This is a genomic window from Paenarthrobacter sp. NPDC090520, from assembly GCF_044769205.1.
Lineage (GTDB): Bacteria > Actinomycetota > Actinomycetes > Actinomycetales > Micrococcaceae > Arthrobacter.
On record NZ_JBIVXM010000011.1, the window covers coordinates 107,605 to 134,568 of the forward strand.

General features: G+C 64.4%; 25 protein-coding genes. 8 read left to right on the top strand and 17 right to left on the bottom strand.

Annotation, left to right across the window (positions count from 1 at the left end):
• Positions 1–148: 148 nt before the first annotated feature.
• Positions 149–1,441 (top strand): serpin family protein, encoded by a 1,293-nt coding sequence (locus tag ACIQTZ_RS14825; RefSeq protein WP_402981906.1) that lies wholly within the window; start codon positions 149–151, stop codon positions 1,439–1,441.
• 106 nt (positions 1,442–1,547) lie between these two features.
• Here the strand turns inward: ACIQTZ_RS14825 and ACIQTZ_RS14830 are convergent, their stop codons facing one another.
• On the bottom strand, positions 1,548–2,162 hold the full coding sequence (locus ACIQTZ_RS14830) for a TetR/AcrR family transcriptional regulator (RefSeq protein ID WP_402981908.1): 615 nt from the start codon (positions 2,160–2,162) through the stop codon (positions 1,548–1,550).
• A 293-nt stretch (positions 2,163–2,455) separates the two neighbouring features.
• Between ACIQTZ_RS14830 and ACIQTZ_RS14835 the strand changes: the two genes are divergently transcribed.
• Entirely contained in the window at positions 2,456–3,385 is a 930-nt protein-coding gene (locus ACIQTZ_RS14835) for a cytochrome b/b6 domain-containing protein (RefSeq protein ID WP_402981910.1), read from the top strand.
• Position 3,386: 1 nt separating this feature from the next.
• Here the strand turns inward: ACIQTZ_RS14835 and ACIQTZ_RS14840 are convergent, their stop codons facing one another.
• The 5 genes from ACIQTZ_RS14840 to ACIQTZ_RS14860 all read right to left on the bottom strand — a co-directional run bounded on the left by ACIQTZ_RS14840 (position 3,387) and on the right by ACIQTZ_RS14860 (position 9,039).
• Positions 3,387–4,229 (bottom strand): hydroxymethylpyrimidine/phosphomethylpyrimidine kinase, encoded by an 843-nt coding sequence (locus ACIQTZ_RS14840; protein WP_402981912.1) that lies wholly within the window; start codon positions 4,227–4,229, stop codon positions 3,387–3,389.
• Between the two features lie 54 nt (positions 4,230–4,283).
• Complete coding sequence (locus ACIQTZ_RS14845; protein WP_402981914.1) at positions 4,284–5,261, bottom strand: TAXI family TRAP transporter solute-binding subunit; 978 nt, start codon at positions 5,259–5,261, stop codon at positions 4,284–4,286.
• Positions 5,254–6,660, bottom strand: a complete 1,407-nt coding sequence (locus tag ACIQTZ_RS14850) for an ATP-binding protein (RefSeq protein WP_402981916.1) — start codon at positions 6,658–6,660, stop codon at positions 5,254–5,256. Before ACIQTZ_RS14850 ends, ACIQTZ_RS14845 begins: the two co-directional genes overlap by 8 nt.
• Positions 6,657–7,319 (bottom strand): response regulator transcription factor, encoded by a 663-nt coding sequence (locus ACIQTZ_RS14855; RefSeq protein WP_402981918.1) that lies wholly within the window; start codon positions 7,317–7,319, stop codon positions 6,657–6,659. Before ACIQTZ_RS14855 ends, ACIQTZ_RS14850 begins: the two co-directional genes overlap by 4 nt.
• Before the next feature lie 340 nt (positions 7,320–7,659).
• Positions 7,660–9,039 carry an MFS transporter gene (locus tag ACIQTZ_RS14860; protein WP_402981920.1) on the bottom strand — a complete coding sequence of 460 codons (1,380 nt, stop codon included), beginning with the start codon at positions 9,037–9,039 and terminating at the stop codon, positions 7,660–7,662.
• Positions 9,040–9,453: 414 nt separating this feature from the next.
• Here ACIQTZ_RS14860 and ACIQTZ_RS14865 point away from each other — a divergent pair, with 414 nt between their 5' ends.
• A complete protein-coding gene (locus ACIQTZ_RS14865; protein WP_402981922.1) occupies positions 9,454–9,981 on the top strand; it encodes a methyltransferase family protein in 528 nt (175 codons plus the stop codon).
• Positions 9,982–10,037: 56 nt separating this feature from the next.
• Here ACIQTZ_RS14865 and ACIQTZ_RS14870 read toward each other — a convergent pair whose 3' ends face one another.
• The 3 genes from ACIQTZ_RS14870 to ACIQTZ_RS14880 are packed head-to-tail and all read right to left on the bottom strand — an operon-like array spanning position 10,038 to position 12,027.
• On the bottom strand, positions 10,038–10,472 hold the full coding sequence (locus ACIQTZ_RS14870; protein ID WP_402981924.1) for a hypothetical protein: 435 nt from the start codon (positions 10,470–10,472) through the stop codon (positions 10,038–10,040).
• On the bottom strand, positions 10,469–11,368 hold the full coding sequence (locus tag ACIQTZ_RS14875) for a TIGR01777 family oxidoreductase (RefSeq protein WP_402981926.1): 900 nt from the start codon (positions 11,366–11,368) through the stop codon (positions 10,469–10,471). The genes ACIQTZ_RS14870 and ACIQTZ_RS14875 overlap by 4 nt, the downstream gene beginning before the upstream one ends.
• Complete coding sequence (locus tag ACIQTZ_RS14880) at positions 11,365–12,027, bottom strand: TetR/AcrR family transcriptional regulator (RefSeq protein ID WP_402981928.1); 663 nt, start codon at positions 12,025–12,027, stop codon at positions 11,365–11,367. Before ACIQTZ_RS14880 ends, ACIQTZ_RS14875 begins: the two co-directional genes overlap by 4 nt.
• 330 nt (positions 12,028–12,357) lie before the next feature.
• Between ACIQTZ_RS14880 and ACIQTZ_RS14885 the strand changes: the two genes are divergently transcribed.
• Positions 12,358–13,068 (top strand): queuosine precursor transporter, encoded by a 711-nt coding sequence (locus ACIQTZ_RS14885; protein WP_400336120.1) that lies wholly within the window; start codon positions 12,358–12,360, stop codon positions 13,066–13,068.
• A gap of 91 nt (positions 13,069–13,159) precedes the next feature.
• Here ACIQTZ_RS14885 and tgt read toward each other — a convergent pair whose 3' ends face one another.
• From tgt to ACIQTZ_RS14925, 8 genes are all read right to left on the bottom strand, one after another.
• Positions 13,160–14,464, bottom strand: a complete 1,305-nt coding sequence (gene tgt, locus ACIQTZ_RS14890) for a tRNA guanosine(34) transglycosylase Tgt (RefSeq protein WP_402981930.1) — start codon at positions 14,462–14,464, stop codon at positions 13,160–13,162.
• A 69-nt stretch (positions 14,465–14,533) separates the two neighbouring features.
• A complete protein-coding gene (locus ACIQTZ_RS14895; protein ID WP_402981932.1) occupies positions 14,534–15,241 on the bottom strand; it encodes an SRPBCC domain-containing protein in 708 nt (235 codons plus the stop codon).
• A gap of 62 nt (positions 15,242–15,303) precedes the next feature.
• Positions 15,304–16,293 (bottom strand): DUF6707 family protein, encoded by a 990-nt coding sequence (locus ACIQTZ_RS14900; protein ID WP_402981934.1) that lies wholly within the window; start codon positions 16,291–16,293, stop codon positions 15,304–15,306.
• A 73-nt stretch (positions 16,294–16,366) separates the two neighbouring features.
• Positions 16,367–16,906 (bottom strand): NUDIX hydrolase family protein, encoded by a 540-nt coding sequence (locus tag ACIQTZ_RS14905; protein WP_400270579.1) that lies wholly within the window; start codon positions 16,904–16,906, stop codon positions 16,367–16,369.
• Positions 16,907–16,984: 78 nt separating this feature from the next.
• The gene (locus ACIQTZ_RS14910; protein WP_402981936.1) at positions 16,985–17,593 is read right to left on the bottom strand and encodes an RraA family protein; all 609 of its coding nucleotides are present in this window, start codon (positions 17,591–17,593) and stop codon (positions 16,985–16,987) included.
• Positions 17,590–17,979, bottom strand: a complete 390-nt coding sequence (locus tag ACIQTZ_RS14915; protein ID WP_400336110.1) for a RidA family protein — start codon at positions 17,977–17,979, stop codon at positions 17,590–17,592. Before ACIQTZ_RS14915 ends, ACIQTZ_RS14910 begins: the two co-directional genes overlap by 4 nt.
• Positions 17,976–19,340 carry an MFS transporter gene (locus ACIQTZ_RS14920; protein WP_402981938.1) on the bottom strand — a complete coding sequence of 455 codons (1,365 nt, stop codon included), beginning with the start codon at positions 19,338–19,340 and terminating at the stop codon, positions 17,976–17,978. The genes ACIQTZ_RS14915 and ACIQTZ_RS14920 overlap by 4 nt, the downstream gene beginning before the upstream one ends.
• 157 nt (positions 19,341–19,497) lie before the next feature.
• Complete coding sequence (locus tag ACIQTZ_RS14925; RefSeq protein ID WP_402981940.1) at positions 19,498–20,709, bottom strand: PucR family transcriptional regulator; 1,212 nt, start codon at positions 20,707–20,709, stop codon at positions 19,498–19,500.
• A gap of 164 nt (positions 20,710–20,873) precedes the next feature.
• On the opposite strand from ACIQTZ_RS14925, the gene ACIQTZ_RS14930 reads away from it, so the two are divergent.
• From ACIQTZ_RS14930 to ACIQTZ_RS14945, 4 genes are read left to right on the top strand one after another with little or no spacing between them, the layout of a single operon-like run.
• The gene (locus tag ACIQTZ_RS14930; protein ID WP_400336104.1) at positions 20,874–22,205 is read left to right on the top strand and encodes an MFS transporter; all 1,332 of its coding nucleotides are present in this window, start codon (positions 20,874–20,876) and stop codon (positions 22,203–22,205) included.
• A complete protein-coding gene (locus ACIQTZ_RS14935; RefSeq protein ID WP_402981942.1) occupies positions 22,202–23,821 on the top strand; it encodes a thiamine pyrophosphate-dependent enzyme in 1,620 nt (539 codons plus the stop codon). Before ACIQTZ_RS14930 ends, ACIQTZ_RS14935 begins: the two co-directional genes overlap by 4 nt.
• A gap of 17 nt (positions 23,822–23,838) precedes the next feature.
• Positions 23,839–25,236 (top strand): gamma-aminobutyraldehyde dehydrogenase, encoded by a 1,398-nt coding sequence (locus tag ACIQTZ_RS14940; RefSeq protein WP_402946469.1) that lies wholly within the window; start codon positions 23,839–23,841, stop codon positions 25,234–25,236.
• Between the two features lie 8 nt (positions 25,237–25,244).
• The gene (locus ACIQTZ_RS14945; RefSeq protein ID WP_402981944.1) at positions 25,245–26,960 is read left to right on the top strand and encodes an amidohydrolase; all 1,716 of its coding nucleotides are present in this window, start codon (positions 25,245–25,247) and stop codon (positions 26,958–26,960) included.
• The last annotated feature ends 4 nt before the right edge of the window (positions 26,961–26,964 follow it).

The window sequence follows — 26,964 nt, forward strand, 5'->3', positions numbered from 1 at the left end:
ATCCAACGCTCTATCACCTTCCGGCCTCTTTTCGCGATCCCTCTATCACCTTCCGGCAACATTCGGGCATCGCTCTCTCACTTCGCGTGAATTTGGACTGCTTCCGGGGCACCATGAAGCCATCACCGTTTCACAGGGGGGAAGTGTCATGGCCCGGACCTTGCTGAGGTTTGCTTCAGTATCTTTGGTGGGCGCGCTGGTAGCCCTGGCTGCCTGCGCGCCCCAGCCACCCGCCGTCGTGCTGTTGAAGGCCGACGGCGTGAGCCGGCTTTCGGTGCAAGCGGGGGACTACGACGCGCAACTGGAGGCCCTGAACGTTTCCGCGCGGAAGCTCGGGGACGCGCTCCTGACCGATGGAGGCGACGCAACGAACGGCAATGTGGTGGTCTCGCCGGCCAGCTTGCTCATCGCGCTGGGCATGCTGCGGGCGGGGACCTCGGGGGCGACGGCGGCGGAGATGGACGCGGTTCTCGGCCTGCCTGCCGAGGGCCGCGACGAGGCCATGAACGCGCTGCTCACCTCGCTGGAAAAGTACGACGGCGATCCCGGCTCGGTTGACGAGGGCAACCCTCCGCGGAAGCCTGTGATGCACGCTGCGAACGGGCTGTTCGTGGAGCGCTCGACTCCCACCGGGCAGGATTTCCTGGCGACCCTCGGACGGCACTACGGAACGGGCGTGTACCCGGTGTCGTTTCAGGACGAGGCTGCGACGAAGCCTGCAATTGACCGCTGGGTCAGCGACAACACCGGCGGGCGGATCAAGGAGGCTCCCGCCGGATATGACCCCAAGAACACGTTCAGCCTGGTCAATGCGCTGTACTTCGCGGCCGCGTGGCAAACCCCGTTCAGCGCGAACGACACCTATGACCGGCCCTTCACCAAGGCCGGCGGCGAGGTGGTGAACGTGCCCACCATGGGTGAAACGGTCAGCATGAAGTACGCAGAGGCTGCTGGCTGGAAGGCCGTGGACCTGCCGTACGCTGAAGGTTTCGTGATGCGCCTGGTACTGCCCGACGCCGGTACGCCGGGTTCGGATTCTCCGGCTGCGGTTTCGGCGGAGGTGCTTGCCGGTGTTGAGAAATCGTTGGCTGAGGCTCCATCGGACGTGGTCACCATCGCGCTCCCGAAGTGGGACCACAAGACCACCTTCGACCTGCGGAGGGTGTTTGCATCCCTGGGGCTCAAGGAGATGCTGGCGACGGAGAGCGATTTCGACGCCATCCAGGGCGGGATGAGGCTCACCCAAGCGGCCCAGGCTGCAAACATCAAGGTCGCCGAAAAGGGGACGGTGGCGGCTGCGGTCACCCAGATCAACGCAACGGATTCTGCTGGCACGGCTTCCGAGCGCGAAATCATCCTGGATCACCCGTTCCACTATCAGATCGTTCACTCGGAGACGGGGTTGCCGTTGTTCACAGGGTGGGTTGCGGATCCACGGTGAGGGCAGCTCGGAGACTGGGGCACGGGCGAGTTCGCGGCAACCGCGCGGTGACGCTGAAAGTTTCCGGGGGCCTTCGGCGGTTTCCCGCGACCTTGGTGCAGGCCTACTAACCAGCCAGCCGCGCTACCAGGATCGCCGCAGCGTTGACGACGTCGTCCGCTTCCCGTTTGGTGGCACTCAAGGCGACCTCCTGGCCCGCAACGGTGATGATGTCCGTGATCACCGCGACGGTAAGCCGTCCCAAGGTGTCCTCGCTGGTTCCGAGGAGGACCGAGTTTTGCCGCACCCATTCGCGGCCGCGTTCGCGTCGAAGGACCTCGAAGCCCGGGGGAGTGTCGCCCTCGATGAAGACGCGTTCCAACGCCCGGTGTTCCCAGGTGTAGTCGAAATAACTGCGGCTGCCGACGTTGAACAGCGCGAGGGGGTCGCTTTCGCCGGACCTCCGGGCCTTGGCCACTGCAGCAGCGACGAGCCGCTCGTGTTCATTCCGGTAGTCGTCCCACAAAGCCAGGAAGAGCTCAGTCTTGCCGCCGAAGTGGTGATACAGGCTGCCAACGCTGGAGCCGGAGCGCGCAACAATGTCCGAGATGCCGGCGTCAGTGAAGCCCTGCTCGGAGAAGACCGCAGCAGCGGCATCAAGGAGGTTCCGCCGCGTTCCGGCAGTGCGCGACCATTGCCAGGAACCGGAATGGACGGCGGCGTCGGACGTTTTACGAACCATCGGTCCCCTTGGTGCAGCGTCGGTGTGTCGTTGGGCTGAATTCTGGAACGTGGCCCACTGGAACCTCCCGGCAATGCCACAGAATCCTTGACCCAGCCCCAAGCTACAGGAAATAATTCTGGAAGTCTGTTCTAGAAATATGTATTGCAGTATGTCACCAAATGCTGCGATTTTTGACGCCGAACGCCCCAAAACCCGGGTGCCGTTTTCACCGTCGGGCAGCAACTGGTTGAATCGCTATGAGAGAGCGCCAACTGGTCGCACGCCAACAAGCCAGAGAGGAACGCGGCCAAATGTCCGTTTCAAGCAAGTCGTCCGGGATCACGTCGAACAGGTGGTTCAAACCCGTCGTCGTTACCGCAGGGGCTCTGGTCGTCGCACTGATCCTGGTGCTCGTCGCCATCTGGCTGCGCACCCTGGATCCCGTCAAGCAGTTCCTGGTGGACTACCCTGGACACTCCGCCATCCCCGAGGGCACCCCCACCGGCTTCCCGGCGTGGCTCGGCTGGCAGCATTTCCTCAACATGTTCTTCCTGGTCCTGATCATCCGCTCAGGGTGGCAGGTGCGGACCACCACTCGTCCACCGGCGTACTGGACCCGTAACAACAAAGGCTTCATCAAGACCAAGAACCCGCCGTCCAAGATCAGCCTGGACCTGTGGTTCCACCTGACGCTGGATGCGTTGTGGGTGCTCAACGGCATCATCTTCATCGTGCTGCTCTTCGCGACCGGCCAATGGCTGCGCATCGTGCCCACCAGCTGGGACGTGTTCCCGAACGCCGTCTCGGCAGGACTGCAGTACGCGTCGCTGAACTGGCCTGTGGAAAACGGCTGGAACAACTACAACTCGTTGCAGCTGCTGACCTACTTCATCACGGTCTTCATTGCCTCCCCGCTGGCCATCATCACCGGTCTGCGCATGTCAGGTGCGTGGCCCAAGAAGGCTGCGGTCAACAAGGTCTACCCGATCGAGCTCGCCCGCAAGATCCACTTCCCCGTGATGATCTACTTCGTGGCGTTCGTGATCGTCCACGTGACGCTGGTCCTGGCAACGGGCGCGCTGAACAACCTGAACCACATGTACGCCTCGAACAACGACGTCAGCTGGTGGGGCTTCGGTATCTTCGCAGCGTCGATCGTGTTTACGGCCGCGGCGTGGTTCCTGGCCCGGCCGCTGTTCCTGCGCCCCATTGCTTCGTTGATGGGCAAGGTTTCGCGCTAGCTCAGCGCGCCCCACCCTGCCACAGCGCATCGAACGGCGCCCCCGACGCTACGCGGTTCCGGATACCCGCAGTGACGAACGCCTTGGCCGTGCGTGCTGCCTCCAGCGGCGACGCACCCTTGGCCAGTTCGGCAGTCACGGCTGCAGCAAGCGAGCAACCGGCACCGGACACGGCAACCTCGCCTACCTTTGGCGCACGGAGGACTTCCAGGGTCTCGCCGTCGTAGAAAACGTCGACGGCGTCAGCACCTTCCAGCCGCACCCCGCCCTTGGCCAGGACTGCTGCGCCGCTGAGCTCGTGGATGCGGATGGCGGCGGCCTTGAGGGATTCTTCGTCCGTGATGGCGAGCCCGGACAGGGACTCGGCTTCGAAGTGGTTCGGCGTGACGAACGTGGCGAGGGGAAGGATCTGGGATTTCAGCGCCTGGTCGGTATCCAGTGCGTGGCCCGGCTCTTGGCCCTTGCAGATCAGAACCGGGTCCAGCACGACGTTGGCAAAGGAGCCGTCGGACAGCGCCTTCTCAACCGTGCTGATCGTCGCGGGGCTCCCGAGCATCCCGATCTTCACGGTGTCCAGAACCGAAGGTGCGCCGGAAGCGGCGCCATAGGCCGCCGTCGTGGCTTCCAGTTGGTCCGCGATGACCTGCTGGTCCACCGGCACAAAGCGGTGGTTCCACTGGTCCTTGGGATCGAACGAAACGATGCAGGTGAGGTTGACGATGCCGAAGACTCCCAGTTCCTGGAAGGTCTTGAGGTCGGCTTGCGCACCGGCGCCGCCGGTCGCTTCCGAGCCGGCGATGGTCAGTGCAATGGCAGGGGAAACGGCTGAAGTCATGGTTTCCATTTTGCCAGTTTCCTGGCGGTGCCCCGTTCGCTCGCAGACCCGCCAGCCATGCAATTAGCCGTGCAGCGCCTGGTACGCAGCCGCCGCAGCAGGGTGCAGGGGAACGCCGGCCGTGTTGATGAGCGTCTCCGGGCTGAGGAACTGGACACCGGCACTGGAGGCGGGTACCAGGTCCCGGGCATGCTCCACGAGCAGTTCGACCGTGCCCGTCGCCAGTGCATCAGGCAGGTCGCGCCGGCAAAGCAGGAGGTTGGCCACCCCTACGGTCCAGACCGCGGGGGCCTGGCCGTAGCTGTTGGCGGGGATCAGTACGCGGTCGTAGAAGAAGCCGGACTGCGCCCTGGTGGCCGGGATGATGCCGGAGAGGTCCAGCAGCCGCAGTTCGGTTTCCTTGGCGGCAGCCACGACCGGTGCCGTGGGTACGCCCCCGGATTGGATCATCACGTCGATTGAACCGTCCTGCAGCGCCGCGAGGGCTTGGTTCAGGCCAAGGTTTACTTGCTTCAGGGCGCTGTCCGGAGCCTGTTCCGACCCCAGCCCGGCAGCGGCAATGATCCTTGCGGCGGTGAGGGTGGTCCCCGAGCCAACCTCACCTACGGCTGCGGTCCTGCCGCCCAGCTCGGAAAATGATCGGATTCCGCTGTCTTCCCGGACGATGCAGTGGACGTAGTTTTCGTACACCTTTCCGAGAGCCACCAAGCCGTCGCCCCGCTCGTGGGCAGCAGCTTCGACCACCGCGGTATCAGCCAAGGCGACGGCGAGTGTCGCCTCTCCGGACAGCACCCGCCTGACGTTGTCCAGGCTTCCTCCGGTGACCACGGGTGTCGCGGTCCCGGCGATGCCCTCGCGTTGCAGCAGCCCGGCCAACAGGGTGGCGAACTCGAGGTAGAAGCCCCCCGACTCGCCGCCGGCAACGGTCAGCTGCTGAGGCTTCGGCTCCGGAGTGCAGGCGGCCGCGGGCAACAAGAGCCCGCCAGCGCCGATTATCAGCCCGGCCCGCAGCACGGCCCGCCGCGGCATCAGTTCACGCATCGGGTCCGCCTGTGAATTCCAGCCGCGCGGCCAGTCCTCGCGGCTCCCGGGCATCCAGGAACAGCATGCCGTCGTTGGCCTCGGCCAGGCGTTCCACAATGGTCATGCCCAAGCCGTTCCCGGGAATGTTGCTGTGCTGCGGCGCCCGCCAGAACCGCTTTGTGGAAGCGTCGCGCTGTTCGGCGCTGAGGCCTGGACCGTCGTCGGAAATGACGACGGCGACGCCTCCTTGGGTGGGCCGGGCCGAGACGGCGATGCGGCCGCCGGGAGCGTACTTGATGGCGTTGGCCAGGAGTTCGCCCACCATTTGGCCCAGCTCTTCCGGGTCGCAACGGATGGCCAGTGGCTCACCCGGCTGTGCCAGGGTGACGGTGCAGCCTGCCCGTTTCGCCGCGGGTTCGGCACGTTCCACTTCGCCTTGGAGCACGGGTATGGGGTCAATCACGCTTTGCCGTCGGTGCTCCGGCTCCTGCGCTGTTCCAGCAGCCCCAGCGGCGGCGCGGTGTTCCGCCGCAGCCAGCTTCAGCACGCCGTCGAGCATATGTTCCACGCGGTCCAATTCCGCAACGACTCCCGCCGCGGCGGCCTCCCCGGGTGTGTTATGCAGTTCGAGTTGCAGCAGGTCGATCCGCAACCGCAGGGCACCCACCGGGTTGCGCAGTTGGTGGGAAGTATCGGCGATCAGTTGGCGCTGCGAGGCCATGCTCGCGCTGACCGTGTTGGCCATTGCAGTGAACGAGCGGCTGAGCTCGCGCAGTTCCGGCGGACCGGCCTCGGGGAGTTGGCTGGTTTTCCCCGTTTCTTCGAGTTCGTGGACCGCCTTGCTGAGCCTGTGCACCGGCCGCAGCACCCAGCCGGTGACCCGCGCCGCCGCCATCAGCAGCACTGCGAACATCGCCAGCGCCGCAAGCCCGACGACGAACCACCGCTCCCGTAGTTTCGCCCTGGCAGCGCTGGGGTCGACTTCCAGGACGGTTTCGCCGAGAACCTGGCTGGCCGTGCCGAAGGACCGCGAAATGGTTTCCGTTCCGGTCTCGAAGGGACGGACCGTGCTGACTGTGGTGTCGCTGAGGTTGAGGCTGGCCCGGCTGATGGCCTCTTTCACGTCCGGCCGGTCCTCATCGAGGTTCCCGGACCGCAGCGTTCGTTCCTGCAGCCGGATCAGGATTCCTTCACCGTAGAGCTCGGAGTACCGGTCCATTTCGCGCTGGAGTTGGGTGGTGTCATTGTCAGCGGAGGCGTCGTTGGCCAGCTGGGCGAAGCGGTTCAGGGCGGCCACGCGGTTGATCTGGACCTCTTGTGTGAGTTCGCGGCCGGCCGAGCTCAGGATCACGCTGGACACTGTCACCACAATGAGCACGGCGATCACACTCAGGATGCCCAGGACGCGGACTTTCATTCCTGCTCCACGCGATAGCCCACGCCTCGGACGTTGATGATGAAGCCCGGGATTTTGAGCTTGGCCCTGAGCCCGGTCAGATGGACGTCGAGCGAGCGGGAGTGCGCAAGGAATGCGTCACCCCAGAGGGCGTCGAGGATCTGCTCGCGCGTGACCACGGATCCTGCGTTTTTTGCCAGCAGGGCGAGGAGGTCGAATTCCGTGGCGGTCAGCGACAGTTCGCGGTTCTCGACGGCGGCTACCCTGCGGTCGAGGTCTACGGCGAGGGGCCCAACCACGATCTGCTGTGGAGCGCTGGGGCCGGAACGGTTGGTGCGCCGTGTGACCGCTTCGATCCTCGCGAGCAGTTCGACGAGCTTCACGGGCTTGACCAGGTAATCGTCGGCTCCGGACCGCAGGCCCAGGACCACGCTCCGCTCATCGTCCCTCGCCGTGAGGATGAGGATGGGGGCGTGGGTGACCTGGCGGAGCTTGCGCAGGACGTCCAAGCCGTCCAGGTCCGGGAGGCCCAGGTCCAGGAGGATCACCTCGTGGTTGCGATGATCGAGCAGCGCGTCCTCGCCGCGGGATACCCGGGTGGGCTTGTGTCCTGCCGAAGCAACCGCGGCACCGAGGGCCGAGGCCATGGCGTCGTCGTCCTCGACAATGAGCACGTGCACGGTGGGTGTTCTCCTTGTTGCGGCGATTGGTCCGTCTTGGAGGTTACTCCTTTCCCGGAGCGTCCGCCCCTCCGACGGGCACGCCCGCCCCTCCGACGGGCACGCAAGGCACCCAACCCCGGCAGCCGCCGTCGTACATCCCCAACGCTCTCTCACCTTTAAGCGTCTTTTGGGCAACGCTCTCTCACCTTTTGGCGTCTTTATCGAAACCCTCTATCACCCTTTGGCGTCTTTATCGAAACCCTCTATCACCCACCCGCGCCACTTAACGTTGCCAGGCCCGCTCTGCGCCCTTCCCAACAAACAAAGGGCGCAGAGCGGGCCTCACAACGGGGGGGCTTTAGGCGTCCACGAGGTCCTTCTTGTCCCCGCGACCATCCCACGCGTGGCCCTGTTCCGTGTCCAGGTGCGTCGCCTTCTTGTTCCTCAGCGCGAAGACGTACACCAGCAGGGAGATGAAGATTGCGGCAGTGACGTAGGTGAAGAAGAGATTCTCCTGGCCGGCCTTCTGCAGCGCAGCGCCGATCAGCGGAACCGTGCCGCCGAACAGGGAGTTGGCGATCGCGTAACCCAGCCCAACGCCAAGTGCGCGGGTGGACGCCGGGAAGAGCTCGGCCTTCACCAGGGCGTTGATCGAGGTGTAACCGCCGACCATCAACAGTCCGCCCATCATGAGCAGGAAGGCCATCAACGGATCCTTGGTGCCGGCAAGCATGGAGAGCAGTGGCCACGTGAAGAGCACGCCCGTCACGCCGAACCACACGAGCAGCGGCTTGCGGCCGATCTTGTCCGAAATCATGCCGTAGACCGGCTGCAGGAGCATGAAGATGAACAGCGCCCAGAAGTTGATGACGGAGGTGTCGGTCTTGGGGATGCCGGACGTATCGTTCATGAACTTCAGGATGAAGTTGGTGTACGTGTAGAACGCCACCGTGCCGCCGAGCGTGATGCCAATGCAGATCAGCAGCGGCTTCCAGTGCTTGGTGAACAGGAGCTTCATGGTTCCCGGCTGTGCCTCGCCCGCAACCTTGACATGGGCTGCGCGGAGCTGATCTGCGGAAATCGTTTCTTCCATGGACCGGCGAAGCCAGAGCACCACGAGCGCAGCGACACCACCTACGGCGAATGGAATTCGCCAACCCCACTCAGTCAGGGCTTCCTTGGTCATGGTGTTCTGCAGGATCACGAGCACCAGGAGGGCCAGCATCTGTCCGCCCACCAGCGTCACGTACTGGAAGCTCGAGAAGAAGCCACGCCGTTTCGCCGTTGCAGCCTCCGACATGTACGTGGCGCTTGTCCCGTACTCACCGCCCACGGAGAAGCCTTGGACCACGCGGACAAAGACCAGCAGAATCATTGCCCACAGGCCGATCACGTCCTGTGTCGGCAGGATGGCGATGGCAAAAGAGCCCGCGGACATCATGGTCACGCTCAGCGTCAGCGCGGCCTTGCGGCCCTTACGATCTGCGTAGCGGCCGAAGAACCAGCTGCCGATGGGTCGCATAAGGAACGACGTCGAGAAGACCGCCATCGCTTCGAGGCCCGCCTGGAGATCGTCCGAGGAATTGAAAAAGTGCGACTGGAAATACGCCGCAAACGCCGTGTAGACGTACACGTCGAACCACTCCACGAGATTGCCCGCGGAGCCCTTGAGGATGTTGCCCACGGCCTTGCGGGTTTGGGCCGCCTCGCTGAGGGGCGCAGCTTGTTGGGTGCTCATCAATGAACCTTCCTGGCCGGCTGCGCACGCGGCAGCCGTGTCTTTCATGAGTTCGTTCTGTCCATGAAGCTCGTGCTCATGGCGTCCTTGCGCATGGCTCTTCGTCGACTAAGAAAGGCCCTCTTGGGGGTGAAGAGGACGTATTCCAAACTATGGGTGATGCACGGCACAGCCAACGCAGGAGGTGATTTCCTAACACTTCCTTAGGTTTCAGGGTCGCGTTTGGCGACGCACGACGGCGGCACGCAGCTTGGGCGCCCGACGCCCTTAAGGCTGTGGTCCCCCCGACGCTCTCTCACGGAATCGCCCTTTGGGGCGGACGCTCTCTCACCGATTGGCTGGTGTGGGCGGTCGCTCTCTCGCTTCGGGCACTCGCCATGGCATTCCTGGAAAGCCAGGAATATGGTTCATGCCATGACCATCGCTCGGAGGGCAGCACTCGTCCTGAAACGGGAGGCAGCCAGCGTCCCTTTGCCACCTGGACAGGTGGTCGGGTTGGTGTTGGATGTCGTGCTCGGTCGGCTTTATCCGACACGCGTCGCACCCATGCGGGGCATGCGCAGGATTGCCGGGGTGATCGTGGTTGCCGCAGGAGTGGGAGTTACCGCGTGGGCCGTTGCAGAACGCCGTCGCCACACAAAGGGCAACTTCGTTTTAGGACGTCCCGAGGAGTTGGTGACCAGTGGTCCTTACGCGGCGAGCCGGCATCCCATGTACCTGGGATGGTGGCTGATCCATGCGGGCGTGGCGATTTTCCGAGGTTCCTCCTGGGCCCTTGCGACGTTACCTGCTGGGATCCTCGTGGAACACCTCGGGGCTTTGTGGGAGGAAAAGGTGCTCCTCGAGGAGTTCGGTCCTACTTACGCCGAGTACATGCAGGCAGTGCCGCGTTACGTTGGCAATCCCGTGAGCAGGCGGATGCGCGTCGATGAAGCACGGTGAGAGAGGGCTTAGGAGAAGGGGTCATTCGGTGAGAGAGGGTTGGGTGGAAAGGGCGGTTAGGTGAGAGAGGGTTGGGGGTTGAGTTTGACCAGCTTCCACACCGATAACCGGCCCATACCCGCCGCCAAAGCAATGGATAGGCTGAATAGGGTTGCGCCCCAGCTTGAGAAGCCGCCGAAGGGTACACAGATCAAAGCGCCGGCAGCGAAGAACGCTGCAACGTGAAACCACTGGTTGCCCACGCGACGAAGCGCCCATCCCAGGACGGCTCCTACCCCGCTGCCGATGAATGCTGAGGGGATGGCCGCGTAGATAAAGAAGATCAATGCCCAACCCGGAGCCTGCGTGGTCAGCAGTAAGCTGAAGACCACATAGGCAACCAGGACACCGACCGCGAGCCCCTTGCCGGTCAAAATTACGCGCTCCCGAGAGTCGTACTGTGTTGGCCGCGGCTCGGCCAAAGCTATCTCGTCGTCGTCCCAGTCGTTCATGACTTTGCCGCCGCGATCTCGTTGAGGGCGCCCGCCAAGGACGGGTGTCCAAAGGCAAACCCTGCGTCAAGCAACCTGCGTGGCTCCACCCAGCGGCTCTTCAAGACGAGCTCCGTCTCCGTGCGGATCATCACCGCGCCCAGCTCCAACAACCACTTCGGCGTCGGAAGCCCGAACGGCACACCGAGGCTTCGTCGAACCAACGACATCAGTTCGCGGTTCTCCACAGGGTAGGGCGACGCTGCGTTGACGGGACCAGTAAGCTCGGGCCGGTCGTGGATGAACAACACCGCCCGGAACAAGTCCTCCACATGGATCCAACTGAACTTTTGTGTGCCCGGACCCATATGTCCGCCCAAGCCCACGCGAGCCAGGTTCCGGAAGGGTCCCATCACGCCACCGGTCCCACCCAAGACAATGGCGATCCGAAGCGGCACCTTCCGGGTGGCCGGCACGACAGCCGCGGCCAGTTCGTCCTCCCACGCACGGGCTACGGAAACCGAGAATCCGCTGCCGAGTTCCCCCGCCTCTTCCGTTTGCGGCCGGTCCTCCGCATGCCGGTAGATGGTTCCGGTGCTTGCGTTGATCCACGTCCGCAGCGGTTCGTCGCAGCGGGACAACGCGACCCCCATTGACCGCGTCGTCAGCACCCTGGATTCCAGGATTTCCCGGCGGTTCCGTTCGTTGTAACGGCAATTCACGGTCCGTCCGGCGAGGTTCACCAGCACTTCGGCGCCGTTCAGCACCCTGGCCATGCCTCCGTCGTCGTTCCATTGCGCGTCAGCCGAAGCATCGCGACCAATGGTCCGCGCCTGCCATCCCTCCTCGACGAACCGCCGCCGAAAGTACCTGCCGATGAACCCCGAAGCCCCAGCGATCACCACCGTCCGTGTCATGAGTCTTCCCTGACGTTGCGGACCAAGCCGAGGACGTCGTCGAACACCTTGCTGACACCCGGAATTTTCGCCAGCGACAGCCCGCGAGCCACCAGCGGCGCCGCGCCGTCAATCAGTTTGCGCGTGCGGCGTTGGTTCTCGGACCGGTCGTACACCCAGAACAATGCGATCCCCATGTGGGCGAGCCACAGCAGTTCCGGGAGGTCGGCGCGCAGCTTCTTCGCGACGGCGGGTGAAGAACCGTCGACGGCGGAGCGGAAGATCGCGAGCGAAGCGTCCCGGGCGGCGGTGGACGCCTCGCCGAACGGATTGACGGGCGACGTCGGCCGGATCGCCGTCGCAATGAAGTCGGAACCGAACTGGTGGTACGGCGTCATGACGTCGATGCCGCTGTGGAGGACTGCTTTGAGGCGCCCGGCCAAATCATGGACGCCTTCGAGGGCTTTCGCCGCTGCGACAGCGTGCTCGTTCTGGACTTGGAGGTACAACTCCTGAACCAGTTCATCTTTGGAGGAGAAGTAGTAGTAGGCGTTGCCCACCGAGACGCCGGCTTCCTGGGCGATGGCTCGCATAGTGGTCTTCTCGAAGCCGATTTCGCGGAACATCTTCAGTGCGACGTCGGCTACGAGTTGTCTGGTTTGCTCGCTTTTGGCGGCCATGGTTCCTCCGAGCAGGTTTTGAACGTGTTCAAGAATGAGTATGCCACGACTTCTGAACGTGTTCAAAAAGGAGGTGAGAGAGGGTTGGGCGGGAACGGTGGTGGGGTGAGAGAGGGTTGGGTGGTTGGGGTGGTTTGGTGAGAGAGGGTTGGGGAGGAGGGGTGGTTTGGTGAGAGAGGGTTGGGCGGTTGGGGTGGTTTGGTGAGAGAGGGTTGGGGAGGTGGGAGAATGTAGCTGGTGACGGGCCGGATGCCCCACCAAACACAGTGCTAATACAGCGGGGCGGCCTCGAAACGAGCGCCTGCGCGAACCACTACGAACGGATGACCCATGCCCTCGCCCTCAGGCTCCAGCACGTTGAGCAAACCAGCTCCCCGCTTTGCCTCTATCGGATCCCCTTACTTCGGCATCATGCTGGCGGTCATGGCCGTGGTGCTGATCCTGTCCAACATCGGCGCCTCCAAGGGTGTGGTGCTCGGCCCGATCATCACCGACGGCGGGTTCTTCCTGTTCCCGCTGGCCTACATCCTGGGCGACGTGATGAGTGAGGTCTACGGGTTCAAGGTTGCCCGCAAAGCCATCATCACGTCCTTTGCGCTGAGTGTGTTCGCGTCCCTCTGCTACTGGGTGATCATCATCCTTCCCGGCTTCGACGACGAGTACGGAACCGCCAAGCAAGCAGCCATCGAGGGCGCACTTGGCCCGGTTCCGCAGATCGTCCTGGCTTCGCTGCTCGCCTTCCTCGCCGGCCAGACCATCAACTCCTGGATCCTCGTGAAGATGAAGGAACGCACCGGAGAAAAGACCCTCTGGGCCCGGCTCATGGGTTCCTCTGTGGTGGGCGAATTCGTGGACACGCTGATCTTCTGCAGCATCGCTGCCTCGGTGATCGGCATCTCGGATGCAGGCTCGTTCGTCAACTACGTCCTGGTGGGCTTCGTCTACAAGACCGCCGTCGAGTTCATCTTCGTGCCCATTACGGTGTTGGTGGTGGGTTGGATCAAGAAGCGCGAGCCGAGCTACGGAGTAGTCGCAGCGTAAGCCCACGCCGGGTTCGCTGGAACGGTGCCCAGCCGCTGGAGGTTTCCCAGCCTCCAAGCACGTTTCCGGCGAACCCGGCGCCCACCAAAGGCTACGAGTAGTACTGCCCCAACGTCTCGGCCTTGAACTCGAAGAAATCCCCGGACTCGATGGCGAGACGCGCATCGTCCACCATCTTCACCACGAAGCGCTCGTTGTGGATGGAGATGAGCGTCGCCGAAACCATTTCCTTGGCCTTGAACAAGTGGTGGATGTAGGCGCGCGAGTAGTTGGCGCACGCGTAGCAGTCGCAGCCTTCCTGCAGCGGCCCGAAGTCCTTCTTGTACTTCGCCCCGGACAGGTTGAACCGGCCATACGGGGTGTAGAAGGCGGAGTTCCGGGCAACACGGGTGGGGGAGACGCAGTCGAAGGTGTCGGCACCGTTCTCAATGGCCGTGAAAATGTCGTCCGGCTCGGAGATCCCCAGCAGGTGCCGCGGCTTGTCTTCGGGGAGCTCCTCGTTGCACCAGCGCACGATCGTCCCCAGGTTCTCCTTCTCCAGCGCCCCGCCAATTCCGTAGCCGTCGAAGGGCATGGCGCCGAGGTCGCGGCAGGCCTTGCGTCGCAGGTCCTCGTACTGCGCACCCTGGATCACGCCGAACAACGCCTGGTAGGGCTTGCCCGTCCGGGAAGCGGTCAAGGAGAAATGCTCGTCCAGGCAACGCAGAGCCCACAAGCGCGTGCGTTCCAACGACTCTTCCTGGTACGCCCGCGAGTTCTGCAGCGTGGTGAGCTCGTCGAAGGCAAACATGATGTCCGCGCCGATCTGGTGCTGCACCTGCATGGAAATCTCGGGGGAGAACCTGTGCTTGTCTCCGTTGAGGTGGGACTTGAACCAGACGCCGTCGTCGTCGATGTGCGCCAGGCGTTCCTTGCCTGGTGCCACGGCGTCATCCGGGCCGGAAGTATCCACATTTTTCATGTCGATGACCTTCTTGAACCCCGAGCCGAGGCTCATCACCTGGAATCCACCGGAGTCGGTGAAAGTAGGCCCGGACCAGTTCATGAACGCGCCGAGGCCTCCCGCGGCGTCGAGGATTTCCGGTCCGGGCTGCAGGTACAGGTGATACGCGTTCGCCAAGACCGCTTGCGCGCCGAGGTCCGCGATCGACTCGGGCAGCACGGCTTTGACGGTGGCTTTGGTTCCGACGGCGATGAACGCGGGCGTCTGGATGGTTCCGTGCGGCGTGCTGATGGTTCCGGTCCTGCCAAGGAATTCGCCGCCGTTGGCGTCCACCAAAGCGTCCGACGGCGACGACGTTTCAGTCAGTCGCTGGCCCACCGAGAAGGAGAAACCGGACGCAGGATCGGAGACGGCAGAGGGAACGGATGAGGGCGAAGATGCGGAAGCTGGCACGTTACCAAGTGTGCCAGCTTTACCGCGGGTAACTTACCCGGCAGACCCGGGTGGGCCCGGCAGCAACCATCAGGACCCGGAGCCTGAGTCCTTCCACTTGTCCCACGAGGACCGGATGTCCGCCAAAGTGTGGGCCCCCAAATCGTAAGTGGAGGCAATCACCATGGCGCCGCCGTCGGGCCTTTTCTCCGGAATCGCGAGTTGTTCGGCGACGATCAGCAGCCCATCGCCGTGTCCGGCGTAGCCGTGCACGGTGACGCCAACCTGGTGGCGGCTCTTGAACCAGACCTTCCCGGAAATCGACTCGCCGGTGGTTAGTGTGAGTGAGTATTCGTCGCCGACCGGCGGAAGATCGCCCAACCCCAATTTCTCAATGGCCGACCCGCCACCGGAGACCGAGACAAAGTGCGTCCGGCGCTTGCCGTGCGGGTGGCGTTCCAGGGTGAAGCGGAGCTGGTTCAGGAAAGTGAGCCAGCCTTGGGTGATGTCCTCGTCCCATTCGGCCCACTCGGAGTCGTGGTCCAGCGCGGCGCGCGTGACCTTGACTTCGGTGCCGCCGGAGACGGGATGGAGCTCGAATTCATCGCCGCCGCGAACGGTCAGGCTGGTGTGGTCCGGTCCTTCCACGACGCTCGGATCAAAGTAGATTTGTTTGATTTCGTCGGTCAGCTCGTCGGTTTCCCAGCCGTGCCATTGGGCCACCAGCGACGGTTCGCGCAGCATCGTCCAAACTTGCTGCGCGTCAGCATTAATCACAACGCTCAGATTGTTCGTCATGGCCCTGAATTTACCGCCGTTTGGGTGCCCATAACAGGCCTTGCACTTCCGCAGGTAGAGGACTAGGCGCGCACCGCTTCGAGTTCGTTCGCGATCCGTCGCCCGAGTTCGTCTTCGGCGATGGTCTTGGAGCCGCCATGTGCCCGGAGGAACATCAACGCTTCGAGCCGCAGGAACCGCCACTCACGCTCGGCGTCGCGGTTCCCGTTGTCCATGGCACGGAAAATTTCCTTGTCGTAGAGGTTGGGCTCGTTCAGGGAACGCTGGCGGACCCGGGCGTTGACGAGTGCCTTGAACGGGTCCTCTTCCTGGGACTCGGGGGCGCGGAGCAGTTTCTCGTAGACGGCGGCCCGCTCCGACTGGCCGGCTTCGCGGCAAATGAAGCTGGACAACGCGAGGGCCCGTTCGATCGATGCCCAGCGGTCCAGGTTCCCGTCGAACGGAAGCACGTTCAGCAGGTCCGCGACTTCAAGGGAATGGTCGGGGTCGCGCAGCACGATGCAGAGGTCGAAGGCGAGATCGCTCAGGTCGCGGAGGCAGCTGCCGGACTTGGTGTTGATGCCCTTGGCCAGCCGCTCGGCCAGCACCTGCACGCCGTTCTTGCCCTTGTGGTCGGCCACCGCGGCGCGCACGACGGCCTCCGGCGTTCCATCCGGTTCGGGAATCAGGGCGAGGTCTTCGGCGGTGGGGCCGGTGAAGGCGGGAGGGTCCGCCGGGCGGGGAGGTACGACGACGGCGGGTTCGGCGGGAGGCTCGGCGTCCTCTTTCGCTGTGGTGCTGGAGTCCGGCTCGCTGCCCGTACTGGCGTCGCCACCCAAGCCGCGCGGAACTCCGTCTCCCACAGGAACACTGGACCCGACAGCGATCCGCACCGTACCGGCGTCGTACGTGGTGACCAGCAGCAGCGCGGCAACGCCGTAATCGTCGTTCTGGACCTCAACGGAGGCGATTTCCTCGGCCGGACCGTCCCCGGGAAGGTACACGAAATCCCCGGTTTGCAGGTCCCCAGCCTGCTTTTCGCGGTATTGCTGTGAGGCTGGGCTGTGAGTCATCGGAAGTCCTTTGGTTCTCGTGCGGTCCGCCGTCCAGTCTACAAAAGCGGACCGCCAATAACCTGAGGACCCGCTAGGCGACGATGCCGGAGAACGCCAAAGCCTGGCGGACCAGGTTCCCGCGGCCGCCTTCGAATTCCTGCTGGACGCCGTCGCTGAGGACTTCCTGCGGGGTCATCCAGGTGAGTTCCAGCGCGTCCTGGCGTGGTTCGCATTCGCCGGTGACCGGGATGATGAACACGAGCGACACCGCGTGCTGGCGGTCGTCGGTGAATCCGGTCTGGGAGGGCGCGGGGAAGTACTCGGCAACCGTGAACGGCACCGGGCTGATGGGCAGCTGTGGGAAAGCCAGGGGGCCGAGGTCCTTTTCCATGTGCCGCAGGAGGGCTGCACGGATGGTTTCGCGGTAGAGGACCCGGCCGGAGACGAGGTAGCGCACCATGTTGCCGTCGGCGTCGCCCTGCAGGAGGGTGCCCACTTCGTTGACGTACCCGAGCGGATCCAAGCGGACGGGGACAGCCTCCACGTAGACCATGGGGAGGCGGCCGCGGGCTTCGAAGAGATCCTCATCGGAAAGCCAGCCTGGATACGGGTCGGGTGTACGTACGCTCATGGTTAAGTTCTACCCCATCACCAGCCGAAGTTCCGTTGAGGCCTTGCCCGGCGCTGTGGCGTTACGCTCTCGGCGGTATTACAACGCAAGGATTGACTCGAGGGGGTGGCCGGAGGCAAGGCGCGCAAGGATGTCCGGCTCGGCCTCGTCCGATGCCAACGCCTTATCCAGGACTCCCCGGGCCGCTTCGGGTGAAAGCACGATCACCCCGTTGTCATCCCCAAGCACCACATCACCGGGGTTGACCTCCACTCCGCCACAGCGCACCGGGACGTTCACCGCCGAGCCCGTACCGTGGAGCCGTTTGGTGGTGAGGCACGTGGTGCCGCGGGCAAAGACGGGCAGCCCGGCCTCCCGCAGTTCCAGGACGTCCGTCGCCATGCCATCCACCACGACGGCGGCGGCACCCTGGGCGATCGCGGCGGCTGCCGTGACGGCACCGACGGGCGCATGGCGGTGGTCGCCGAGCATGTCCACTACGAGCACATCTCCGGGCCGCAGGGCCAGAAGGGCGCGGTTCATGGCGATGGCATCGTGGTCCGCGATCCGGACGGTGACGGCTGGTCCAGCGACCTTCACGTTCTCCAGCAGGGACTGGATGGCCGGATCCACGAAGCCGTCCTCAAGGAAGTGGCCGATGGTGGGATAGCTGACTTTCTGCAGGTCCTGGAGCAGTGTGGTGATCATGCTGCCACCACGGCGACACACTCGATCTCGAGGGACACGCCCCAGAGGCTCACACACACCGTGGTCCGGGCAGGCTTGGCGTCGCCAAAGTACTCCACATAAACGCGGTTGTACTCCTCAAGCTGCTCTTCGCTGGTCAGGTAGGTGTTCACCTTGACCACGTGCTGCAGGCTGGACCCGGCGGCTTCCAGGACGCCGGCGAGGTTTTCGATGGTCTGGCGGACCTGCCCCTCGAACGTGCCGGGTTGATCGTCCAGGCCTGTGATCGCCGGGATCTGGCCCGAAGTAAAGACGAATCCGTTGGCAATGACCGCCGGGGAGAAAGGCCCGACGGCGGGCGCCTGGCCGGGGATGCCGGCCAGGCGCTCGATGGTGGTTGCGGTCATTTGGTTGCCACGGCTTCCGCTGCAGCCTCGGCCGGCGCTTCCTCGACGGAGTCGATGTTGCCGTGCCGGGTCTCGGTGAGGACGAAGAGCGCTGCCAGGGAAAGAATGGCCGCCGCCATGATGTACCAGGCGATCGAAGAGCTCTGGCCGGTCAGGCCAAGGAGCCATGTGGTGATGAACGGCGTGGCGGCGCTGCCCAGGAGCCCGGAGAGCATGTACGCCACTGAGAGGCCGGAGTAGCGGACCTTGGAGCCGAACAGCTCTGCCAGGAAGGTGGCGATGGGGCCATAGTTGGCCGCGAATGCCGTCATCATCGCAAGGTAGGCCACGAACAGCAGCGCCACCGATTTGGTGTCCATGAGCCAGAACATCGGGAACGCGAGGGCGGCTTCGGCAGCGACTCCGGCGTAGATGATGGGCTTGCGGCCGTACTTGTCCGAGAGCTTGCCGAAGAAGGGAATCAGGACGAAGCACAGGGCACAGGCGGCCAGGACAACCCAGAGCATGAGGCTTTCGGAGTGGCCCAGTTCCTTCTTGCCGTACGAGACTCCCGATGCCACCAGGAGCGTGAAGGTACTGCCGGTCGAAAGCGTGGCGACGCCGCCCAGGACAACCTGCTTCCAGTACTTGGCCATGAGGGAGGCAAACGGCATCTTGGCCTTGGCCCCGGCGGTCTTGACGGCCTGGAAAGACGGGGTTTCCTCGATGTTCAAGCGGATGTAGATCCCGACGGCCACCAAAAGGACGGAGGCCAGGAACGGGATGCGCCAACCCCACGAGTGCAGGGCGTCCGTGCTGATGCTTGAGGCCACAATCAGGAAGGCAACGTTGGCGATCAACGTGCCTGCGGGAACGCCAACCTGGACCAGGGACCCGAAGAAACCTCGGCGGGCCGGGGGAGCGTGCTCAACGGTCATGAGCACCGCGCCACCCCATTCGCCACCGAGGGCCAGGCCCTGGATGACGCGAAGGAGGAGGAGCAGCAGCGGGGCCATGATGCCGATGCTCTGGTAGTCAGGCAGCAGGCCAATGGCGAACGTCGCAGCGCCCATGGTCAGGAGCGAAACGAGCAGCATCGACTTGCGGCCAAGCCGGTCACCGAAGTGGCCAAAGATGATGGCACCCACCATGCGGGCGATGTAGGCCGAAGCGAAGGTACCGAAGGCGAGCATGGTGCCCACGATGGGGTCGAAGCTGGGGAAGAAGATCTTGTTGAAGACCAGCGCTGACGCTGTTCCGAAAACGAAAAGGTCGTACCACTCGACGGTGGTGCCAATAACGCTGGCGAGGGCAATCTTGCGCATCTTGGCCAAGTCCAGCCTGGCTGTGGATGCGGAGTCGGTATCTACCGTTTGGGCCATCAGAATCTCCGGATGGGGTGCGGGGACGAGTGTCCGGTGCAAGGTAGCTACAACTATTCTGTGTTGCCGATCACAGCTTCAATGGCATAAATCCCAGCAAAAATGCGCCGGAAATGTGAAAACACACATCGGGCCCCTCTGGAATCAACACGCGGCACTATGCCCAGGCCACCACCAGCCGTGCTGCGCTCACCGGCACCGCGAGGTCGATTCCGGTCAATTCCTGGAAGCGGTTGAGCCGGTTCAGGATGGTGTTCCGGTGGCAGAACAACTGCTCCGAGGTCAGGGTAACGTTCCCTGTGGTCAGGTAGTTTCGAACGGTCTCCAACAGGCGCTCGCGCTCGCCGCCCTTGCATTCGGCCAGGGCGTCCTCGAGTTCGGCGGCAAGGTCCAGTCCGGCGTCCTGCAGGTTCTGTTGCGCCAGCCGAGCCCATGCTGAGCCAGCGGACAGCGGACCTGCATCGCGTGGCCGGAGCAGCGCGGCCAGGCTTTCTGCCGTCCGGGCCGCTGCTGGCAGGGCCCGCAACCCGAGGATCTCCGGGACGTAACCGCACGGGACGTCCACGACGCCGGGCGGCAGCTGATGTCTTTCGGCGTCGGGTCCGTGAAGCTCGCCGCGGTTTACCGGACCCCTTGACCGGAGCGGCGGCAGGGTCCAGAACACGTAGGTATTTCCGCCCGACTCGTGCAGGAACAATCGCTGCCGGGAGTGCTGGTTCGATCCGAACTGCGACGCGGCAGCCCGGAGCCGTGCCCCGGGATCGCCGCTCGCAGCCACCAGGGCAAACCGGGATTCCGGGTTGATGCCGAGGGCCGAAGCTACTTGCGCGGAGGTCTCCAGGGACGGCGTGCTCTGGTTGAAGAGCCGTGCGATGAACTCACGCTGGATACTCGATTCTTCCTGGGCCATGCGCACGCGTTCGGTGAGGTAGCTCGTGTGGGTCCGGGTGGCGAACTCGTCCACCACCCGCCACACCTGGTCCACCCTGGTGGCCAACAGGATCGCGTCCTCCGGCTTGGCAATCTCCAGCAGTTCGGCCCACAGGATGCTGAAGTCCAGGCGCACTGCGGACGTCAGTGATTCGGGCGGGATTCCTGCGCGGGCGCGCTTGGAGCCGAGGTCGGAGGCGAAGTCCAGCAGTCCGTCGCTGCTGTCCGTTGTGCCGTTCTTGAGCCCACGGATGAGGCGCCGGAACGTTCCGCGGGCAGTCTCGGTGATCTCCTGGATAGTCACCTGGCTTTCGCCGTATTCGGGGATTTCCCGGACCCTGGCGGTAAACGCGCGGGCCAGTTCATCCAGCCGCCCGTCCAGCTGATCCACCAGTTCCGTCCAGCGCTGGGTATGCCCCGACGTTTCAACATTGTGCATTCACACATCCTAGCGACCCTTTTGCGTGATGTATCGCTAGTTATTTTGGGAAAAACTACTGGCACTATGGAATAAGTCACTGTGGAGTGAACCCCCTCACAAGCATCCACACCACCTTCCGGGCCCCCAACGCCCGGTCCCGTTTTCGCACTTTTGGAGCAACAATGGCAAGCACCGTCAGCGGAGCCACGGGCGTCAGCCCTACGGCAGCACGCGTCGTCGATGAAAGCGTCACCAAGAAGGTGGCCCTCGCTGCCCTGGTGGGCACGGCGTTGGAATGGTACGACTTCTTCCTGTTCACCACGGCTGCGGCCCTGGTGTTCAACGCCCAGTTCTTCGTCTCGCAGGACCCGTTCGTCGCAGCAATGGGCTCTTTCGCAACGTTGGCTGTTGGCTTCGTGGCCCGCCCCATCGGCGGCTTCATCTTTGGCGCCCTGGGCGACAAGGTTGGCCGCAAGAAGATCCTCATGGTCACCATCGTCGGGATCGGCATTGTCACCGGACTTATCGGCCTGCTTCCGAACTACATGACCATCGGCCTGGCCGCCCCCATCCTCCTCGTGGCGCTGCGCATCGTCCAGGGCCTCGCCGTCGGCGGTGAGTGGAGCGGCGCGGTGATCATCGCCGTCGAGAACGCTCCAGTGGAGAAGCGTGCCCGCTATGCGGCGCTTCCGCAGGTGGGTTCGCCGATCGGCACCATCCTGTCCTCGGGCGGTTTCTTCGGCATGCTCTTCCTGGTGGGCCAGACCAACTTCGATGCCTGGGGCTGGCGTATTCCCTTCATCGCCGCCATCCCGCTGCTGGCCGTATCCCTGTGGATCCGCAGCAAGCTCAGCGAGTCGCCCGAATTCGAAGCCCTCATGGAATCCGGCGAAACCGAGCATGCGCCCATCCGCGGCGTCCTGAAGAACAGTTGGCGGCAGATCCTGGTGGGCATGTGCTCGGCGCTCCTGGGCATCGGCGGCTTCTACCTCATCACCAGCTTTGTGGTCTTCTACGGCACCAAGGTCCTCAAGCTGCCCTCCGAGTTGTTGCTCCTGGGCACCCTGCTTGCCGCTGCCCTCGAAATCGGCGCGCTCATCTGGGCCGGCCGCCTGGGCGAGAAATTCGGCGCCAGCAAGGTCATCCTCTGGGGTGGCGTTGCCTCAGCCCTCATCGCAGTCCCGGTGTTCCTGGCCATCGACAGCCGCAACCCCGTCCTGGTTGTCCTGGGCATGATGATCGGCGTCGCGGTTCTTTCCATTCCCTACGCAGTCTCCGGTACTGCTCTGACTGCCCTCTTCGCCACGAAGGTGCGCTACACCGGCGTCGCCATTACGTCCAACACGGCAGGCGTCATCTCCGGCTTCGTGCCGCTGATCGCCACGGCCCTGGTGGCCACCAACAACTCCTTCTGGCCGGGCGCCATCATCCTGCTGGTTGTTTCCGCACTGACCGCCCTCTCCGGATTGTTCCTCCCACGCCTTTCCATCGAAGAAGAAGGAATGAAGCATTGAGCACCACCACTGCGGGCCACCTGATTGTTGGCCAACTCGAACGGGCAGGCATCAAGCGGGTTTACACCGTTCCCGGGGAGAGCTTCCTTGACGTGCTTGACGGACTGCACGGCTCGCCCATCCAGAACGTCGTGGCCCGCCAGGAAGGCGGCGCCGGGTTCATGGCCCTCGCCGAAGGCCGCCTGACGGAACTTCCAGGTGTGGCCATGGTGACCCGCGGTCCGGGCGCAGCAAACGCGTTCATCGCCATCCACACGGCCCACCAGGATGCCACGCCGCTGATCCTGTTCGTCGGCCTGATCCCGGTCGCAGACCGTGGGCGGGAGTCGTTCCAGGAGTTCGACATCAACGCCTGGTTCGGCAGCACCGCCAAGAAGGTGGTCACGCTCGACGACGCCGCTTCCGCAGCACGCGTGGTGGACGACGCCATCTTCACAGCCCTCAGCGGGCGTCCTGGACCCGTGGTCATCGGCCTTCCGGAGGACGTCCTGGTGCACGTCGTCGAGGACGCCCCGGTGGAACCCCGCACGGTCGCCCGCCCGGAGCCGACCGTCGCGGACCTTGCCGCGTTGAAGCAGAAGCTGGAGCAGTCACGCAAGCCGCTCATCGTCGTCGGCGGCGAAGGTTGGACGCAGGAGTCCGGCGAGCAACTGGCCGCCTGGGCGAGCCGCCACAACATCCCGGTGGTGGCGGACTTCCGTGCCTACGACGCCGTTCCCCACCTGAGCGACGCTTACGCAGGCTTCCTCGGATACGGTCGCAGCGACGCGAACGCCCAGCGCCTGGACGACGCCGATCTGCTGGTCTTTGTAGGCTGCGTCCGCGGCGACGTCCTCTCCGACGGCTACCAGCGGGGGCTCAGCGCCGAGACCATTGTGGTCAACGCAGACGCGAACCTGTTGGGCCACTTCGGCCGGGTGGACCAGCACGTGATCGCGGACGTGACGGCGTTTGCGGGTGCCCTCGCCGCCGTTGACGCTGCCGTGGAACCACAGGACGGCTGGTTCGCCAGCGCCCGCGCCGAACAACTGAGGTTCTCCACGCCAACGCCCGACGGCGGAATCGGCGTCGACTTGGGCGTCGCCATGGAGGTCCTCAAGAAAGAGATGGACGACGACGCCGTCCTTACCTTCGGTGCCGGGAACCACGCCCTGTGGCCCGCACGCTACCTGGACCACAACACCGCCAACTCGTTGGCCGCGCCGCGCAACGGCGCCATGGGCATGGGCATCCCGGCCGCAGTGGCAGCGTCGCTTGCGTACCCGGGACGCCAGGTTATCTCCGTGGCAGGAGATGGCTGCTTCATGATGAACGGCCAGGAAATCGCCACAGCCATGGGCTACGGCGCGCAGTTCATCGTGCTGGTAGTGGACAACGGCATCTTTGCCACCATCCGTGAGCACCAGGAAGCGCACTACCCGGACCGTCCGTCCGGAACACACATGACCAACCCGGACTTCGCCGCGCTGGCCCGTTCCTACGGCGGTTACGGCGAGCGGGTGGACCGCACGGAAGACTTCGCAGCCGCGTTCCGCCGCGCCGTCGACTCCGGCCTTCCGGCGCTGCTGCACTTGCCGCAGGACCCCACAACGCGTTCGCCCAAGACGTCAAACTAAGAGTCAGGACCTTTTTCGTGATTCAGCTCCAGAACATCATCAACGGCGAGTCCGTCTCCGCGCCGGAAACTCTCCCGTTCTTCGACCCCACCACGGGCGAGCAGATCGGTACCGCTCCGGACAGCGACGCCGCCACGGTCGACGCCGCGTTCCAGGCCGCTGCCGCGGCTTTCAAGAGCTACAAGCGCACGACGCCGGGCACGCGCCAGTCGCTGCTGTTGCAGCTGGCGGACCTGATCGAGGCCAACGTTGACCGGTTGCTCGAAGCCGAAGTTGCCTGCACGGGCAAGCCGGCGACCCTCACCCGCGAGCTCGAAATTCTCCGCGGTGCCGACCAACTCCGCTTCTTTGCTGGAGCCTGCCGGGTGGTTTCGGGCACGGCACAGACCGAGTACGTCGAAGGATTCTCTTCGACCATCCGGCGGGAGCCGATCGGCGTGGTCGCCCAGATTACTCCGTGGAACTACCCGTTCATGATGGCCATCTGGAAGATCGGCCCGGCCTTGGCAGCGGGCAACGCCCTGGTCCTCAAGCCTGCCGACACCACCCCGTGGTCCACTGTGGTGCTGGCTGAACTGGCCCAACAGGTGTACCCGGCCGGTGTGGTCAACGTGGTGTGCGGCGGCCGCGAAGCCGGGGCTGCCATGGTGGACCACGAGATTCCGGAAATGGTGTCCATCACCGGATCCACGCGGGCCGGTGCCCAGGTGATGTCCGCAGCGTCCAAGACCCTCAAGGACGTCCATTTGGAGCTCGGCGGCAAGGCACCCGCGGTGGTGTTTGCCGACGTCGATATCCAGCGGACCGCACGCGAGATCGCCCTGGCCGCCTTCTTCAACGCGGGCCAGGACTGCACGGCCGTGACCCGCGTGCTGGTCCACCAGGACATCCATGCGGAGTTCGCCGCGGCTTTGGCCGATGCTGCCTCGGCTCTTCGTGTTGGCGAGGACCTTGGCCCGCTCAACAGCGCCGCCCAGTTGGAACGCGTGGAGGGCTTCATGTCCCGCCTTCCCGCGAACGCGCAGGTCCTGGCCGGTGGCAAACGCACCGGAACCGGGTACTTCTTCGAACCCACGGTGATCGACGGCGTGTTCCAGACCGATGAGGTGGTGTGCGACGAGATCTTCGGTCCCGTCCTGACCGTCCAGCCCTTCGCCACGGAAGAGGAAGCCCTGGAGCTCGCCAACGGCACCAAGTACGCCCTGGCCTCCAGTGTCTGGTCCGAGAACCACGGTGTGGTGACGCGCGTTTCCAATGAGCTCGACTTCGGTGCTGTCTGGATCAACTGCCACCAGGTCATCCCGGCCGAAGCGCCGCACGGTGGCTTCAAGCACTCCGGTACCGGCAAGGACCTGTCCGTGTTCGGGCTCGAGGACTACACGCGCATCAAGTCCGTCACCACGTCCCACCGCTAGAAAACGCCATGAAACTCGATCTCCTCCTGCGCAACGCAGACATCATCACCATGGACCCGGACCGGCCCACCGCCAGTTCGCTGGGCATCTGGCAGGGCCGCATCGTGGGCCTCGACGAGGACCTGTCCGGTGTGGAAGCCACCCAGGTTTTGGACCTCGGCGGCGCGACGGTAACTCCGGGCTTCATCGACGCCCACTGCCACACCACGTGGTTCGGCCTGGGACTCGGGGAACTGGACGTGTCCGGTGCCCGGGGCCTGGAGGAACTGTATTCGCTGCTGCGGGACGCAGTCACGGATGGCGGTGGAACCAAAGGCGAGGGCTGGCTCTTCGCTACCGGCTTCAGCCAGACCCAGCACGGCGGTCTCTTCCCGGACATCGAAGAGCTTGATCGCATCACGGGGGAGCGGCCGCTGTTCATGCGCCACAACTCCGGGCACATGGCCGTGGTCAACACGGCCGCGCTGCGGCTGGCAGGTGCCCACTCGCCGTCGTTCCCCGACCCCGACGGCGGTGCCATTGTCCGCGACGCGGCGGGACGTCCCACGGGACTCGTCCAGGAAACGGCGCAGGAACTCATCCAGCAACTGATCCTGCCTTACTCCCTGGATGACATCGAGGCGGCGCTGGAGCGGGCTACGGCGTACTACGCCTCGGAGGGAATCACGAGTTTCACCGAAGCCGGGGTGGGCGGAGGCTGGATCGGGCACAGCCCGGCCGAACTCGCCGCCTACCAACGGGCTGCTGGGAACGGCCGCCTGCACGCCCGGGCGCAGGTGATGCCGGTACTGGATGTGCTGCATACCCTTGATGGACATACCTCGGACAGTCCCGGTGCGGCTCCCGCCGGACTGGACCTGGGGATTTCCACCGGATTCGGCAGCGGCTTCCTGTCACTCGGGCCGGCGAAGGTGTTTCTGGACGGCTCGCTTCTGGGTGAGACGGCTGCCGTGAGCCACGAGTTCTGCAGCCACGGGCACAAGGACAACCGCGGCAATGTGGGTTACTTCCAAGCCGACCCGGCGCAACTCCGGGAACGCATCGAATCCGCCTACGCCGCTGGATGGTCCATCGCCGCCCACGCCATCGGAGACCGCGCCATCGACCTGGCCCTGGATATCCTCTCGGATTGCCAGGCCACCTACGGCCCACGGTGTGTGCCCAACAGGATCGAGCATGCCTCCATGACCCGGCCGGAGCAGCTGGACAGGCTCGCCGAAGCGGGCATCGCCGTCACGCCACAGGCCAGCTTCTTCCGCGACGGCGGAGATGGCATGACTGCTTCGCTCGGGCTGGAGCGCCTTCCGTGGGCGTACCGGGCAGCGAGCTTCCTCGAAGCCGGAGTCACGCTCGCAGGCAGCTCCGACAGGCCGGTCGCCGATGGGAACGTCCTGCGCGGGATGCAGGCGTTCGTGGACCGTCGCACGGAATCCGGCGCGGTCTTCGGCAATCCGGCCGAGCGGCTCACGCCGTTGCAGGCCCTGGCGGCCTACACGAGCGGAGCCGCCGAGGCCACGGGATCGCTGGACGTGAAAGGGACCCTCACACCCGGCAAGCTCGCGGACTTCACAGTCCTCTCGGCCTCTCCTTTGGACGCACCCGACATCAGCCAACTGCGCGTCCTGGCCACCGCCGTCGGAGGCCGTTTCACCTACCAATCAACCGACTTCCACACTGCGCCGGCGTCGCTCGTTCCAGCCGGCCAGTCGCACCACAGCCTTTAGGGGA

Bases quoted from the DNA above. Each gene is read 5' to 3' on its own strand.
- ACIQTZ_RS14825 (WP_402981906.1), top strand. From the start codon at position 149: ATGGCCCGGACCTTGCTGAGGTTTGCTTCAGTATCTTTGGTGGGCGCG.
- ACIQTZ_RS14830 (WP_402981908.1), bottom strand. From the start codon at position 2,162: ATGGTTCGTAAAACGTCCGACGCCGCCGTCCATTCCGGTTCCTGGCAA.
- ACIQTZ_RS14835 (WP_402981910.1), top strand. From the start codon at position 2,456: ATGTCCGTTTCAAGCAAGTCGTCCGGGATCACGTCGAACAGGTGGTTC.
- ACIQTZ_RS14840 (WP_402981912.1), bottom strand. From the start codon at position 4,229: ATGGAAACCATGACTTCAGCCGTTTCCCCTGCCATTGCACTGACCATC.
- ACIQTZ_RS14845 (WP_402981914.1), bottom strand. From the start codon at position 5,261: ATGCGTGAACTGATGCCGCGGCGGGCCGTGCTGCGGGCCGGGCTGATA.
- ACIQTZ_RS14850 (WP_402981916.1), bottom strand. From the start codon at position 6,660: ATGAAAGTCCGCGTCCTGGGCATCCTGAGTGTGATCGCCGTGCTCATT.
- ACIQTZ_RS14860 (WP_402981920.1), bottom strand. From the start codon at position 9,039: ATGAGCACCCAACAAGCTGCGCCCCTCAGCGAGGCGGCCCAAACCCGC.
- ACIQTZ_RS14865 (WP_402981922.1), top strand. From the start codon at position 9,454: ATGACCATCGCTCGGAGGGCAGCACTCGTCCTGAAACGGGAGGCAGCC.
- ACIQTZ_RS14870 (WP_402981924.1), bottom strand. From the start codon at position 10,472: ATGAACGACTGGGACGACGACGAGATAGCTTTGGCCGAGCCGCGGCCA.
- ACIQTZ_RS14875 (WP_402981926.1), bottom strand. From the start codon at position 11,368: ATGACACGGACGGTGGTGATCGCTGGGGCTTCGGGGTTCATCGGCAGG.
- ACIQTZ_RS14880 (WP_402981928.1), bottom strand. From the start codon at position 12,027: ATGGCCGCCAAAAGCGAGCAAACCAGACAACTCGTAGCCGACGTCGCA.
- ACIQTZ_RS14885 (WP_400336120.1), top strand. From the start codon at position 12,358: ATGCCCTCGCCCTCAGGCTCCAGCACGTTGAGCAAACCAGCTCCCCGC.
- ACIQTZ_RS14895 (WP_402981932.1), bottom strand. From the start codon at position 15,241: ATGACGAACAATCTGAGCGTTGTGATTAATGCTGACGCGCAGCAAGTT.
- ACIQTZ_RS14900 (WP_402981934.1), bottom strand. From the start codon at position 16,293: ATGACTCACAGCCCAGCCTCACAGCAATACCGCGAAAAGCAGGCTGGG.
- ACIQTZ_RS14905 (WP_400270579.1), bottom strand. From the start codon at position 16,906: ATGAGCGTACGTACACCCGACCCGTATCCAGGCTGGCTTTCCGATGAG.
- ACIQTZ_RS14910 (WP_402981936.1), bottom strand. From the start codon at position 17,593: ATGATCACCACACTGCTCCAGGACCTGCAGAAAGTCAGCTATCCCACC.
- ACIQTZ_RS14915 (WP_400336110.1), bottom strand. From the start codon at position 17,979: ATGACCGCAACCACCATCGAGCGCCTGGCCGGCATCCCCGGCCAGGCG.
- ACIQTZ_RS14920 (WP_402981938.1), bottom strand. From the start codon at position 19,340: ATGGCCCAAACGGTAGATACCGACTCCGCATCCACAGCCAGGCTGGAC.
- ACIQTZ_RS14925 (WP_402981940.1), bottom strand. From the start codon at position 20,709: ATGCACAATGTTGAAACGTCGGGGCATACCCAGCGCTGGACGGAACTG.
- ACIQTZ_RS14930 (WP_400336104.1), top strand. From the start codon at position 20,874: ATGGCAAGCACCGTCAGCGGAGCCACGGGCGTCAGCCCTACGGCAGCA.
- ACIQTZ_RS14945 (WP_402981944.1), top strand. From the start codon at position 25,245: ATGAAACTCGATCTCCTCCTGCGCAACGCAGACATCATCACCATGGAC.